This window comes from Burkholderia sp. Ac-20349, assembly GCF_017104865.1.
GTDB lineage: Bacteria > Pseudomonadota > Gammaproteobacteria > Burkholderiales > Burkholderiaceae > Burkholderia > Burkholderia aenigmatica.
On sequence record NZ_JAAGPM010000042.1, the window covers coordinates 13,628 to 26,249 of the forward strand.

The 12,622-nt window shown below is 68.0% G+C and carries 12 protein-coding genes; 5 read left to right on the plus strand and 7 right to left on the minus strand.

Annotation, left to right across the window (positions count from 1 at the left end; all coding sequences use genetic code 11):
* Nucleotides 1–54: 54 nt before the first annotated feature.
* The 5 genes from G3N61_RS40075 to G3N61_RS15915 form a co-directional block, all read right to left on the minus strand.
* Nucleotides 55–183, minus strand: coding sequence for a hypothetical protein (locus tag G3N61_RS40075; RefSeq protein ID WP_260865350.1), 129 nt, complete (start codon nt 181–183; stop codon nt 55–57).
* Nucleotides 180–551: a GFA family protein gene (locus G3N61_RS15900; RefSeq protein ID WP_089450515.1), complete on the minus strand. Its 372-nt coding sequence runs from the start codon at nt 549–551 to the stop codon at nt 180–182. Before G3N61_RS15900 ends, G3N61_RS40075 begins: the two co-directional genes overlap by 4 nt.
* Nucleotides 552–724: 173 nt before the next feature.
* A complete protein-coding gene (locus G3N61_RS15905; RefSeq protein ID WP_089450514.1) occupies nt 725–1,825 on the minus strand; it encodes a nitronate monooxygenase in 1,101 nt (366 codons plus the stop codon).
* A gap of 260 nt (nt 1,826–2,085) precedes the next feature.
* Complete coding sequence (locus G3N61_RS15910) at nt 2,086–3,342, minus strand: MFS transporter (RefSeq protein ID WP_089450513.1); 1,257 nt, start codon at nt 3,340–3,342, stop codon at nt 2,086–2,088.
* Between the two features lie 278 nt (nt 3,343–3,620).
* The gene (locus G3N61_RS15915; protein WP_043182911.1) at nt 3,621–4,547 is read right to left on the minus strand and encodes a LysR family transcriptional regulator; all 927 of its coding nucleotides are present in this window, start codon (nt 4,545–4,547) and stop codon (nt 3,621–3,623) included.
* 237 nt (nt 4,548–4,784) lie between these two features.
* Between G3N61_RS15915 and G3N61_RS15920 the strand changes: the two genes are divergently transcribed.
* Entirely contained in the window at nt 4,785–5,417 is a 633-nt protein-coding gene (locus G3N61_RS15920; protein ID WP_043182909.1) for a hypothetical protein, read from the plus strand.
* 14 nt (nt 5,418–5,431) lie between these two features.
* Entirely contained in the window at nt 5,432–6,115 is a 684-nt protein-coding gene (locus G3N61_RS15925) for a hypothetical protein (protein ID WP_205822990.1), read from the plus strand.
* A 60-nt stretch (nt 6,116–6,175) separates the two neighbouring features.
* On the opposite strand, the gene G3N61_RS15930 is transcribed toward G3N61_RS15925, so the two are convergent.
* Both G3N61_RS15930 and G3N61_RS15935 read right to left on the minus strand, forming a co-directional pair.
* A complete protein-coding gene (locus G3N61_RS15930) occupies nt 6,176–7,309 on the minus strand; it encodes an AAA family ATPase (protein WP_205822991.1) in 1,134 nt (377 codons plus the stop codon).
* A gap of 41 nt (nt 7,310–7,350) precedes the next feature.
* The gene (locus G3N61_RS15935) at nt 7,351–8,220 is read right to left on the minus strand and encodes an RNA ligase family protein (protein ID WP_205822992.1); all 870 of its coding nucleotides are present in this window, start codon (nt 8,218–8,220) and stop codon (nt 7,351–7,353) included.
* Nucleotides 8,221–8,954: 734 nt separating this feature from the next.
* Between G3N61_RS15935 and G3N61_RS15940 the strand changes: the two genes are divergently transcribed.
* The 3 genes from G3N61_RS15940 to G3N61_RS15950 all read left to right on the plus strand — a co-directional run bounded on the left by G3N61_RS15940 (nt 8,955) and on the right by G3N61_RS15950 (nt 12,557).
* Nucleotides 8,955–10,103 carry an RNA ligase RtcB family protein gene (locus tag G3N61_RS15940; protein ID WP_175020991.1) on the plus strand — a complete coding sequence of 383 codons (1,149 nt, stop codon included), beginning with the start codon at nt 8,955–8,957 and terminating at the stop codon, nt 10,101–10,103.
* Nucleotides 10,097–10,711, plus strand: coding sequence for a peptide chain release factor H (gene prfH, locus G3N61_RS15945; RefSeq protein WP_205822993.1), 615 nt, complete (start codon nt 10,097–10,099; stop codon nt 10,709–10,711). Before G3N61_RS15940 ends, prfH begins: the two co-directional genes overlap by 7 nt.
* Before the next feature lie 382 nt (nt 10,712–11,093).
* Nucleotides 11,094–12,557 (plus strand): MFS transporter, encoded by a 1,464-nt coding sequence (locus G3N61_RS15950; protein ID WP_205822994.1) that lies wholly within the window; start codon nt 11,094–11,096, stop codon nt 12,555–12,557.
* The last annotated feature ends 65 nt before the right edge of the window (nt 12,558–12,622 follow it).

The following is a 12,622-nucleotide window of genomic DNA, read 5'->3' on the forward strand; positions in this document are numbered from 1 at the left end:
ATGATAATCGGCCTCGATGAACCGGCGGAGTGGCGCGACGCTGCCGGCGCGCCGTCAGTCTGCCCTGCGGCGCTTGCCGGTCTGTGTGCGGTTAACAGACAGCAGCGTGCATTGCACCGGATGCGCGATTTCGGTCGCGAGCCCGCCTGCTGCGAACAGCAGGATCATCAGCCAGCGTTTCATGCGTCCTCCACGACCGAGAGGCTCGCGCCGTCGGCGACCGTCGCGTCGAGTGCATACGGGTCGATGCCGTCGAGACAGCCGAGATTGACGCGCCAGCAGGCGGGATCCTTGCGCGTCTGATGGAACGGGTAGACGCCGCAATGGCTGCAGAAATAGTGACGGGCCGTGCGCGTGTTGAAGCGGTAGCACGTCAGCGCGCCCTCGCCTTCGACGATCTTCAGTTCGCTGGCGGCGAACATCGGGCTCATCAACGCGCCGCGCCGGCGGCACAGGCTGCAGTTGCAGCGCGCTGCCGGCGTAACGGCGGTTCGGACTTCGAATTTGACGGCCCCGCAATGGCAGGACCCTTTGAACCAGGTTGCAGACATGATGCGCTCCCGAAGAGGTCATGCCTGCTTTATAGCGGACGCCCGAACGTGCGTTGTATCGCGATGTATCCACGGTTCGTGCAGATACAGAACATTGCAAATCGGCAGGCGATCGGGGTGCGTTCCCCGATCGCCGGCATGTGGCTGCGGCCCGTTGCCTGCGGATCGCGCGATCAATCCAGCACGTGCTGCATCCGCTCGATCGCCGCCCGCGTTTCGCGTTCGAGCGTGGCGAACAGCTCGGCCGCCGGCAGCGACCGCACGAGCGGCGCCGCCTGCCCGGCCCATTGCGCGCCGTAGCCGAATTCACCCTTCGCCTTCGCGGCCGCATGCAGCGCCTTGCCGGCGTCGTACGCGATCGGATACGCGGGCGTGGCCGGCGCGTGCGCATCGTCGCCGAGCGCGGTCAGCCGGTTGGCGATGCCGCGCGCGATCCGGCCCGAGATCGCGGCCGTGAACGTCGTGCGGCGCGCCGCGTCGCCGAGCAGCGCGCGACGATAACCGTCGTCGATCGACGTCTCCGGGCACGCGACGAACGCGGTGCCGAGCTGGGCGGCCTGCGCGCCGAGCGCGAGCGCGGCGGCGATGCCCTCGCCGTCCATGATGCCGCCGGCGGCGATCACCGGCAGCGCGCATTCGCGCACGATCAGGCGCGTGAGCGCGAACGTGCCGAGGCGATCGTCGTGCGCGGTCGAATCGAACACGCCGCGGTGTCCGCCCGCTTCGATCCCCTGCGCGACGATCGCGTCGATGCCGGCGGCGGAGATCTGCTGCGCCTCGTCGAGATTCGTCGCGGCCGCGAACAGCGTGATGCCCGCGCGCTTGAGCGCGGCGATCACGTCCGCGGACGGCAGGCCGAAATGGAAGCTGACGACGGCCGGCTTCTCTTCGACGAGCATCGCCTGCATCGCTTCGTCCACGACGAAACTCGTATAGATCTCCGACAACGATGCGGGCGGCGTCGCGCCGTACTCGCGGAACGCCGGCGCGAGCCACGCGAGCCACGCGCGTTCGACGGCCGCGTCGGCGTGCGCCGGCTGGTGGCAGAACACGTTGATGTTGAACGGCCGGTCGGTGAGCGCGCGCGTGTCGCGGATCATCTTGCGGGCGCCGTCGGCGTTCGTCGCACCCACGCCGAGCGAGCCGAGCCCGCCCGCATTCGACACGGCGGCCGCCAGCGCCGGCGTGCTGACGCCGGCCATCGGCGCCTGGACGATCGGTGCGCGCATGCCAAGCGCGCGCAACAGTGTCCGGTTGTCGGTCGATTGATTCATGTTGCCTGCCTCCTGCAAGATCCGTCATCGAAATGCTTCGGCCGGATGCGGGCCGAAGCGCGTGGGTCGGGTTCGGATCGGTGCGCGTTCGTCGTGCTGGGTGCGCAACCGGTCACGTGAAAGCGATGTCGAAAACGATGCGCCGCCGTGCTATGCAGCGTCCGCGATGCGCGATGAACGCGTACGTAGTCGCCGCTTCCCGGCGCGCGCCCCCGCAACTGCGCCCATCCTACGCCAGCCTGCGATCCGCCGGCCAGGCGCTATCGGCCGCGTGCCCAATGCGCGAGCCCCGCGCAAACTGCCAGCAGCGCGCCCGTGACGAAGAACACCGAATGCAGCCCCAGCGCGACGCCGATCTGCCCGCCGATCACCGGGCCGATCACCTGCCCGCTGAACTGCGCGGACTGCAGGTAGCCGAGCATCTGCCCGGTCGCACGCTCGTCGACCGATTGCCGCACGAGCTTGCCGATCGACGGCAGCAAGCCCGCGAGCGTCATGCCCATCAGCACGCGCAGCGCGCCAAGCTGCCACCAGTGCGTGACGAACGCCTGCGGCACCATCGCGAGCGCGGTCAGCAGCAAACAGCCGATGATCACGTTCCAGCTGCCGATCCGGTCGGCCAGCGCGCCGAGGCGTGCGGCGGTCAGCATGCTACCGAGCGCCGAACACGCCATCACGACGCCGGCGACTCGCGCAAGGTGAGCGCCACCTACCCCGAGGCCGCCGATATAGACGGTGATGATCGGCTCGATCGACATGTTCGCGAGCAGCACCATCATCGCCGTCACCAGCAGCGCGGCGACCGCCGCGCGATTCGTGCGGTGCGGCGTGCCGCCCGCGGCGCTCGCGGTGCGCGTCCTGGCATCGGTGCCCGCGTGGAAGTCTTCCTTCACGACGAAGATCGTCAGCAGCGCGGCGACGGCGATCATCGCGCCACCGGCGAAGAACGTGCCGCGAATGCCGAGCCAGCCCGGCAGCAGCCCGCCGACGAGCGGCCCGATCAGGTTGCCCGCGAGCGCCCCGGTCGACAGGATGCCGAGCGCCCAGCCGGCGCGCTCGCGCGGCGCCTGGGTGCCGACCATCACGGTCGACGCCGACGCGTAGCCGCCGACGAGCCCCGCGAGCAGCCGCAGCGCGACGAGTTCGACCACGTTGTGCGCGACGCCGATCAGCGACATCACGATCGCCATGCCGATCGCCGCGCGCACGAGCATCGGCTTGCGGCCGAAGCGATCCGCGAGGCGGCCCCACAGCGGCGCGGTGACGGCCGTGCCGAGAAACGTCGCGCCGAACGCGATGCCGGACCACTGGATCACGGCCGACTGCGCATCGACGCCGAGTTGCCGCACGTACAGCGGCAGGAACGGCAACAGCATGCTCAGGCTGACGAGCGTCGTGAACGAGCCGAACACGCAGACGGCGAGATTGCGTCGCCAGTAGCGCGCGTTGCGCTCGGCATAGCTGGCGGCGGGCCGTTCGGCCCGGGCCGCGGCGGGCGCATGCGAGATCGTGCTCATTGCACCCTCGCCGTCGCGGTCATCGGTGCGGGAAAGCCCTGCGCGGCGAAGCTCGCCGGCAACGGCACACATGCGCACCGGGCAATGCCGATAGCGGACACCACGCGGTGCGTCAGTCCGGCCGCACGGGCGCGACGCGGGTCGGGAAGCGCTTGATGCATGTTGACCTCCATTCGCTGAACGGACGCCATGCGCGTCCATCGGTTGAAGGAAGTCTAGATTGAGTCGAATCCCGGGAGAATCCCCGTCATGCGAAAGCCATTCTTCCGCGTCCCGGTTCAATCGCCGTCGGTGATGGCCGCCAGCCGCGCGAAGTGCTCGCGCAGGCGCGGCGCCGCGAAATCGACGAATGCGCGCACCTTCGGCACCGAAAGGCGTCCGTAAGGCGTGACGAGATGGATCGGCAACGGCGCGTGTTCGCTGTCGCGCAGCACGATCCGCAGCGTGCCGTCCCGTACCGGTTCGGCAACGTGATACGAGAAGAGCCGCGTGACGCCGTGCCCGGCGACGGCCGACGCAACCGCGCCGCGGATCGTGTTGATGATGAAGCGCGGCGTGAACGGGACGACCTGCGGCAGCGCCGACGGCGTGGACGGCGGAAAGCTCCACGAATCGAGGCCGAAATGCGTCATCGAGATGATCCGGTGCTGCGCGAGATCGGCCGGCGTCTCGATCGCCGGATGCTGCGCCAGGTAATCGGGCGAAGCCACGACGACCCGCCGCACCGCACCGACCGGAATCGCGACCAGCGTCGAATCGGTCAGGTGCGCGATTCGCAGTGCGACGTCCATCCCTTCGTCGATCAGGCTGACGGGACGGTCGAGCAACTGCAGGCGGATCGACACGGCCGGATGGCGTTCGATGAATTCGTCGAGCAGCGCACGCAGCACGTCTTCGCCCGCGGCGACGGGCGCGGTGACCGTCAACAGGCCGCGCGGCGCCGAGCGTTCGTCGGCGACCAGCATGTCGGCTTCCTCGAGATCGGACAGGATGCGGCGGCACGCGGCCGCATAGCGTTCGCCGGCCTCGCTCAGCCGGATCGTCCGGGTCGTGCGGTACAGCAGCGCGGTGCCCGTATGTTCTTCAAGGAACGCAATCGCGCGGCTGACCGCCGCCGGCGACCGGCCGAGCTTCCGGCCCGCGCCCGCGAGGCTGCCCTCGTCCAGCGTGGCGACGAACACCTTCATCGCATCGATTCGATCCATGGTCTGGGTGGGCTGGGTGCGAACGGTCGTGTGAGGGGCGGCAGGCAAGCGAGCGAGCAGTCTACCGCACGCCGGCGCGGCGCTTGGCCCGGGGGATACTGCACTTGCGGTTTTGGCCCTACAATGCGCAGGCGAAGTAACCGCATGACCGGCCGTCAGGATGCCGCGTTCCTCGAACGCTGCGTCCGACATTCAAGCGGTTCCGCTGAATAACGAACAACATCCAAAACAGCACTCATGAAAAGAAGAACATTTCTCGCGCTGCCCGCCGTGGCAGCGTCCGGCATGCTCGCCGGCTGCGCCGATTTCGGTCCCGCCACGAAAGCGTGGATGAAGGATTCGGAATACGACGAAACCTTGTCGACCTTCCTGATTACCGCGGACGGCAAGCAACTCGTCGTGCTCGGCCAGAAGTATCACTACATCTTCGAGATGCCGCCGGGCCTCGCGACGGTGCTCACCGCGCCCTATCGTCCCAAGATCCACACGGCGTTCAACGATTTCGAGACGCACGGCGACGCGATCACCGGTCGCTACACGATGAGGCTGGACTACCCGGATGCGCCGACCGGCTCCGACGTCCGCGAGCGTGCGCTCGCGGACGGTTTCAAGAAGGACCATGGCTACCTGACGTCGGAAGGCACGATCAGCGGCAAGCGCTATCTGCCGAACGATGTCACGCCTTCGTCGGTTCCGCAGGCGTTCAATCGTCCTTACCATGTCACGGTGACGGACAAGCTGACGGCCGTCGGCCACGGCGCCAAGCTGGCGTTGTCGCCGATCGCGATGGCGGCCGATGGCGCGCTGGGCCTGCTCGGCCTCGCCCTGTTCCCGATCGCGCTCACCACCTTCATCATCATGGCAAGTTGAGACCGGAGTCCAGGATGACATCCCCTGCCCGAAAGCTGTTCCGGATCGGCTGCGTGGCCACCTGCCTGGCCTTCGCGCAGCACGCGTGCGCCGAAGGCGACTGGGACGCCGCGCGCCATGTCCGGACCGACTGGGTGTTCGCGTCGATGAAGGAAAGCGACGTGCGGCCCACGCTCGATCGCGCGCTGAAGGATCAGGTGCGCTGGGCCGACCTGCCCGGCAACGCGCCCGATGCAGGCGCGTTCCGCTGCACGAAGCTAGCGTTGCCGCCGCCGTCGGCCGAAGCCCAGGCCGCGTTCGACGCGGCGCCGTCGCCACGCGGCCGCGAAGCCGACATCGCGTATGCGAAGGCGGCCTCGCTCGGTTCGTGGCGCGCGGCCGCGCGCCTGGCGAGCAGTTCGCTCGACGACGAGGATTGGGAAGGTGCGCAGCCTGCGATCGCGTGGCTGCTCGTTCATCACGTGCCGGCCGGCTACAACAAGCTCGCGGATGTCTTGCAGGCGATGTCGGGCTACGACGGCGAAACGCCCGGCCAGGGCATGAGCGGGATGATCGCGTCGCTGCGCTGGCGCGCGGCCCGTGAAGGCGATCCGGTCGCGCAGATGGAGATGGCCGACCTGTTCGAGAAACTGGGCAAGGCCGATCTCGTCACCGCGCTGCGCGCCTGCGCGACGCAGCAGAATCCGGTGCTGAAATGAAACGAGCCGGTACGCCGCGATGACGTGCGGCGTACCGGCTCGTGTGGTGACGGCGTCGCATCAGACTTCGTAGCGCACCGCGTGCGCTTCGGTGGGTAGCGGCAGATCCCAGCGCAGCAGCATCGCCTCGAGCGCGCGATTCGTCAGTGACGTGTCGCGCCGCGCGTTGCGACGCAGCAGTACCGCGCGAGGCTGTTCGAGGTAGACGAGCGTCACGTCGGCGCCGTACGCAAACAGCAGGTCGAGCGTCTTCTTGCGCATCAGCGGCGACAGGTTCGTCGCGTTCCACACGAAGGGTTGCTGTTCGCGCAACAACGCCTTCGCGGCGTCGACCGCATGGTGCGCGACCGCGCCCTCGTTCTGGCCGTGGCGTAGCCCCAATGCATCGCGTGCATCGTCGAACGACACGACCGGCAGATCCGGATGATGCCGCGCAACCCACGTGTTCTTGCCCGACGCGGGCAGGCCCGACATCACGACGACCCGCGAGCCCGGCGTGCGGTACAGCGGATAGTCGGGATGCACGTCCGCGCCGCGAAAATAGCTGAGCGCCGTGTGCGCATCGGCGAACGCGCGCGGCTGGCCGTAACAGCCCTCTTCCCGCGCCAGCTCGCGCAACAATTCGATGTTGTCGAGTACGCGCTGCGTGTCGTCGCAGATGCGCCCGCGAATGTCGGCTTCGGCGAGCAGGCACAGCAGCGGCAGGCTGACCTGCCACGACAGCTCGCGCGCGATGAACTCGGGCGTGCCGCGGCGCGACCCGCTCATCGCGAAGAACGGCACCTGATGCACGGCGATCATCCGGCAGATCGCCTCGCGCACCGCGAACGGCATGCCGGCATCCCACAGCGCGATCCGTGCATCGATTGCGCCCTTGCGCGAGTGGCCGGGATGGCCGATCGCCCCGGTATCGGGATCGACGACCGTCGTGCTGTACTTGGCGATGTCGTGCAGCAGCGCGGCGAGGAACACGATCTCCTGATCCGCGCGCGACGCGGCCTGGTACTCGGGCAGCGCGAGCAGCGCATCGAGCACCATCATCGTATGCGTCCACACGTCGCCTTCGCCGTGATGCGCGGGCTCCTGCGGGGTCGTCTTCGCGTGTTCGAGCGCGGGAAACGCCGCGAGGCACGCACGATAGTCCGGCTGCCGGCCGGGCGCAGGCACGAGCGCCTGCAGTTGTTCGTACTTCATGATCAAGACTCCTCTCGAAACAGCGCTCGGCCGTTCCGCATTCATTGGTTCGGCTGCGCAGCGGGGATCGATGCCCACGTGACCGTCGGGCGCGGCGCATACAGGTCGACCTCCGGTGCGAGCAGGTTCGGGATGAACGGCTGCTCCGAGTGATGGCGTGCCGATTCGAGAATGGCCTGCACGAAATCGTGGCGCACCCACTTCAGGCGCGCGGTCGTCGTGTCGTCCGTCTCGACCTTCACGTAGAGCCCTTCGGAGCGCTCCGACTTGTCGCACTGCTGCCATGCCCGCGCGAGGTCGAGCCCCTGCCGCCGCACCGTTTCCTCGAACGCGCGACGCCAGTCCGGCGTCTTCGCGAGCGACGGGCCGAGCAATGCCTTCAGGTCCGCGAGCCGCGCCGGCGCGATGCCTTCGTACAGCACGGGCACCGACAGCACGGGCCCGTCGGCGAGCAGCGCGCGACGCGCGGGCGTCGACAGGAAGCGGCCCGTCGTGCGATCGAACACGTCGAACTCGAAGAAGTGATGCGGCAGCGCGTCGTAGAACACCGCGTGCTTCTTGCTCATCGTCTCGCCGTACATCACGTAGCGATCGCCGAGGCGATCGAGCAGCCAGCCGGCATGGGCGGCCGCCCAGGTCTTCACGAACCCGAATTGCCGCTCGCGGCCGCCGCCGGCCAGGTAGTGGCCGCGCGACTGCAGCAGCAGTTCGCCCGCCGGGCTGAAGCTGATACCCGTGTTTGCGCCATCGAGCTTTTCCTCGACGACGAGATGGGCGCCCGCGAGGGTGCGATAGGGAACGTGGTCGTGACCTTCGTCGCCGTCCTGCAGGCGCGAGCCTTCGAGATGCGGCGTGCGCGGGTAGCGGGCGAGGTCGAGCGATTGCGCGTAGGCGCGAAAATCCAGCGTCATGGTCTTTCTCCGGAAACAGGGGAAAAAGCCGACGACGTGAACGAACGATGGGGTGTGCGTTGCGGTGTCAGTGCGAGTCCGGGCGCGTTCCTGCGATCGACGTTCCGGTGCTGCGAGGCAGGCGGAAACGGGCAGGACGACACGCGGCCGGGACGGCAGTCGTCGGCGTATCAGGCGAAGGGACGAATGTTTGCGGGCACTTGGATCACCGATTCGATGAGGGTTCAGGGATGAAGCAGGCGGATGCTACGAAACGGCTTTTGTGCTGTCAAGCGTGGTTGGGCACATCCGTGGTGGCTGTCTGCGTACGTCGCATGCCTGCTGCGGCGCGTCGTGCGCGCCATCGACGATGGAATGATCCGGATTCCTATATGTATGATTTTCGCAACATCGAACGACGATTCGATGGACAGCGTTGCGCTGCCCGCTTGCTGCGACCGTCGCGAGCATGCTAGAGTCGCCGCCATTCCGATCAACCCCTCACTCGCAAGGAGAAAAAAATCATGACGTCACGCCAACACTCCTCCCGTCGCGGGTCGTAGTTCGGGTTTTTCGCGTCCGTTCGTTTCATCGTTCACGCCAAGCAGCACCACGCATCGCCGTCACGGCGATGAGCCGGGTCGTTCCGATCCGGTCGTGCCGCCCTCTTCCCGACTTCCGATGTCGGGCAGCGCATCTGTGCGCTGCCTGCGCCATGGCCCGCCGTTCTTCCTTTTCATCGAACGGAAACCTCCATGGGCAATTCCATGCAATACCTGGCCAAGCACATCACGCTGTGCGCTTGTGCCACCACCTGGATCGAAGGTGAGGCGATCCGGCAGCTCGAACACGCTGCCACCCTCCCCGGCATGCGGCGCGTCGCCGGCATGCCCGATCTTCATCCTGGACGCGGCTACCCGGTCGGCGCTGCGTTCTTCTCGACGGGCCGGCTGTATCCGGCGCTGATCGGCGGCGATATCGGCTGCGGGATGGCGCTGTGGCAAACCGCGCTCGACGCGCGGCGCGTCAGCGCGTCGAAGCTCGCGAGCCGGCTCGGCTCGATCGATGCCACGCCCGATGCCAGCTGGCAGCCGTGCATTGCGGCCGCCGGCTTCGCGGATCACGCGTTCGCGGCGTCGCTCGGTACGATCGGTAGCGGCAATCATTTCGCGGAGGCGCAGCGGATCGACGCGGTGTACGACGCGGATGCCGTCCAGGCGCTCGGCCTCGACCGCGACCGTCTGCTGCTGCTCGTGCACAGCGGGTCGCGCGGCTTCGGCCAGTCGATCCTCGAGCAGCACATGCGCGAGCACGGCTACAACGGCCTCGACGACACCGATGCCGCCTGCACCGCGTACCTCGCGCGTCACGATGCGGCGTTGCGCTATGCGGTCGCGAATCGCGACCTGATCGCGCGGCGCATGCTGGCGCGCTGGCGTACCGACGGCCAATGCGTGCTCGACGTGAACCACAACCTGGTGAGCCGCGCGAGCGTCGACGGCGAGCCGGGCTGGCTGCATCGCAAAGGTGCGACGCCGGCCGATGCGGGGCCGGTCGTCATTCCCGGGTCGCGCGGTGACTACAGCTACCTCGTCGCCCCGGTACGGCCGGACGATGCGGCCAGCCTTGCGTCGCTGGCGCACGGTGCGGGCCGCAAGTGGGCACGTGGCGATTGCAAGGAGCGCCTCGAACGGCGCTTCACGCCGTCTCAGCTCACGCGCACGCCGCTCGGCAGCCACGTGATCTGCGAAGACCGCGAACTGCTGTACGAGGAAGCGCCGCAGGCCTACAAGCCGATCGACAGCGTCGTCGACGCGCTCGAGGCGGCCGGCCTGCTGCGCAAGCTCGCGCGGCTCGCGCCGGTGCTGACCTACAAGACGTCCGCGGAGGCTGACCGATGCTGATGCAGATTTCTTCGGCGCATGGCCCGCTGGAGTGCCAGCTCGCGGCGGCCCATGCATTGCGGCGCCTGCAGGCAGAAGCCGACGCGCAGCGCGTCGTCGTCACGGTGCTCGATGCGCAGCCCGGCGAACGGCCCGGCACGCTGCGCTCGGCGCTGCTCGATCTCGACGGCGCTGGCGCGCACGCGCTTGCCGACCGCTGGACCGGCACGCTGCAATGGATTTGCGCGAGCCCGTACCGGTTGCGCCATCCACGCAAGAACTGGTTCATCGGCGTCACGCGCTGTGCCGACGCACAGCCGCTGCCGGATGGCGATGTGCGGTTCGAAGCGATGCGCGCACGCGGGCCGGGCGGCCAGCACGTGAACAAGACGAGCTCCGCGATTCGTGCGACCCATGTCGCGACCGGCCTGTCGGTGCGGGTGGAAAGCGAGCGCAGCCAGCACGCGAACAAGCGGCTGGCGCTGCAGTTGCTGCAGGTGCGGTTGCAGCAGGAAGCCGACCGTCACGCGTCCGATGCGCGCCGGCAGCGGCGCATGCAGCACTTCGCGCTGGAGCGCGGCAACCCCGTGCGCGTGTTTTGCGGGGCGGCGTTCGTGCCGGCTGACTGAGCACGCGATCCTGGCCGCCGGCGGCTGTTGCGCCGGCGGTCACACAACGGCGCTCATGGTTTTCCCGGCCTGCCGGTGGCGTGCAAGCGCAACCGGATCCGGGGCGTCAACGCGCGCCACGCAGGCTGCACGGGCCTGCCGCGGCCATGCCGGCCGCCGCGTGTTCCGCACCCTTTCTGCACAGGAAAGGACGCTTGAAACATCCGCAATTATCACGTGCCGCGGATTTGCCCACCATGTGCCGGACGATCGGTACAGCCCGCCTATCCGGCCCTTTCACGGGCCTTGCGGTGCCTGCCGCCACGTCGTGCGACCGGGTGCAGTGCGCCGGTCGCGAACGGCCGGGCCACGCGCCACGGCGTATCGATAATCAGGAGACACGATGAACAGCCATTCCCTCGATCTCGGCGGCAACGCGGGCGAACCCGCGTCCGCACGGCCGCCGGCCGCTGCCGCCGGCGTCGACGCCGATGCGTCGGCCCGCCCCGCCCGCCGTGTCACGCTCGGCGCTTTCATGGACGACCTGCCGGTTGGCGCATTGCACCGGTTCGTCGTCTGGGTGATCGGCATCGGGTTGTTCTTCGACATGTACGAGATCTTCCTCGTCAGCACGATCGGTTCCGCGTTGCAGAACGAATACGGGCTGAGCCGGCAGAGCACCGATTTCAAGCTGCTGCTGGCGTCGGCATTCATCGGCATGTTCGTCGGCGCGATGTGTCTCGGCAGCCTCGCCGACCGCATCGGCCGGCGCAAGGCGTTCCTGCTGACGCTCACGTGGTACAGCGCGTTCTCGCTGGTCGGCGCGTTTTCGGTGAATGCCGACATGCTCGTCGCGTGCCGGTTCCTGACGGGGATCGGCGTCGGCGCGATCTACCCGGTCGCCGACAGCTTCCTGTCCGAAATCCTGCCGAAAGAAAAGCGCGGGCGGCTCGCTGCGTGGGCCTATACGACTTCCTATGTCGCGGTGCCGCTCGTCGGCTTCCTCGCGCTGTGGCTGAACCCGTTGCATGTGGGGGGCGTGGCCGGCTGGCGCATCATCCTCGCGATCGGCAGCCTCGGCGCGGTGTATGTGCTGCTCGTCCAGCACCGGTTGCCGGAGAGCCCGCGCTGGCTGCTCGCGCAGGGGCGCACCGCGGAGGCGCACGCGGCATTGCGGCGCTTTGCGGAAGGCACCGGCGTGCGCGTGCCCGAGCAGTTCGCGGAGCCGGTCGAGCCGCAACGGCCGCTCGGGCTCGGCGAGCGTATCGCGCTGCTGCGTCGCGAGCCGTATGGTGCGCGCTACCTGATGCTCGCGATCTTTCACCTGTTCCAGGGCTTCGGTTATTACGGCTTCGGTACGCTGGCCGGTACGGTCGTGAAGAGCCGCGGTTTCGATGTGACGGACAGTACGCTGTTCATTGCGCTGTCGTTCATCGGCTATCCGATCGGCTCGCTGCTGTCGATTCCGCTGCTCAACTGGATCGAACGCCGCACGCTCGTGATCGTGTCGATCCTGTCGATCGCCGTGTTCGGACTGTGCTTCGCATACTCGGGCCATACGATGCTGATCGTCGGCTTCGGGTTCCTGACGACCTGCGCGTCGAACGTGTTCAGCAACGCGTATCACGTGTACCAGGCGGAGATTTTCCCGGCGCGCGTGCGTTCGACGGCGATCGGCAGTACCTATGCGTTGTCGCGGATCGTCAGCGGTGCGCTGCCGTTCGTGTTGCTGCCGGTGCTCGGCAGTTATGGCGCGGGTGCGATGTTCGGCGTGATTTCGATTGCGCTCGGTATCGTCGCCGTCACGCTGCGCGTGCTCGGGCCGCTGACGACGCGGCGCAGCCAGGACGAGATCAATCCGGTGTGAGCGTGTTTCGATGCGGGGGCGCGGGAACGCGCTCCCCGCATCATGTCTGGTGCGTCGCGACAAGG

Excerpts from the sequence above, each read along its gene's own strand:
- G3N61_RS40075 (WP_260865350.1), bottom strand. The coding sequence starts at position 183 with ATGAAACGCTGGCTGATGATCCTGCTGTTCGCAGCAGGCGGGCTCGCG.
- G3N61_RS15900 (WP_089450515.1), bottom strand. The coding sequence starts at position 551 with ATGTCTGCAACCTGGTTCAAAGGGTCCTGCCATTGCGGGGCCGTCAAA.
- G3N61_RS15905 (WP_089450514.1), bottom strand. The coding sequence starts at position 1,825 with ATGAATCAATCGACCGACAACCGGACACTGTTGCGCGCGCTTGGCATG.
- G3N61_RS15910 (WP_089450513.1), bottom strand. The coding sequence starts at position 3,342 with ATGAGCACGATCTCGCATGCGCCCGCCGCGGCCCGGGCCGAACGGCCC.
- G3N61_RS15915 (WP_043182911.1), bottom strand. The coding sequence starts at position 4,547 with ATGGATCGAATCGATGCGATGAAGGTGTTCGTCGCCACGCTGGACGAG.
- G3N61_RS15920 (WP_043182909.1), top strand. The coding sequence starts at position 4,785 with ATGAAAAGAAGAACATTTCTCGCGCTGCCCGCCGTGGCAGCGTCCGGC.
- G3N61_RS15925 (WP_205822990.1), top strand. The coding sequence starts at position 5,432 with ATGACATCCCCTGCCCGAAAGCTGTTCCGGATCGGCTGCGTGGCCACC.
- G3N61_RS15930 (WP_205822991.1), bottom strand. The coding sequence starts at position 7,309 with ATGAAGTACGAACAACTGCAGGCGCTCGTGCCTGCGCCCGGCCGGCAG.
- G3N61_RS15935 (WP_205822992.1), bottom strand. The coding sequence starts at position 8,220 with ATGACGCTGGATTTTCGCGCCTACGCGCAATCGCTCGACCTCGCCCGC.
- G3N61_RS15940 (WP_175020991.1), top strand. The coding sequence starts at position 8,955 with ATGGGCAATTCCATGCAATACCTGGCCAAGCACATCACGCTGTGCGCT.
- prfH (WP_205822993.1), top strand. The coding sequence starts at position 10,097 with ATGCTGATGCAGATTTCTTCGGCGCATGGCCCGCTGGAGTGCCAGCTC.
- G3N61_RS15950 (WP_205822994.1), top strand. The coding sequence starts at position 11,094 with ATGAACAGCCATTCCCTCGATCTCGGCGGCAACGCGGGCGAACCCGCG.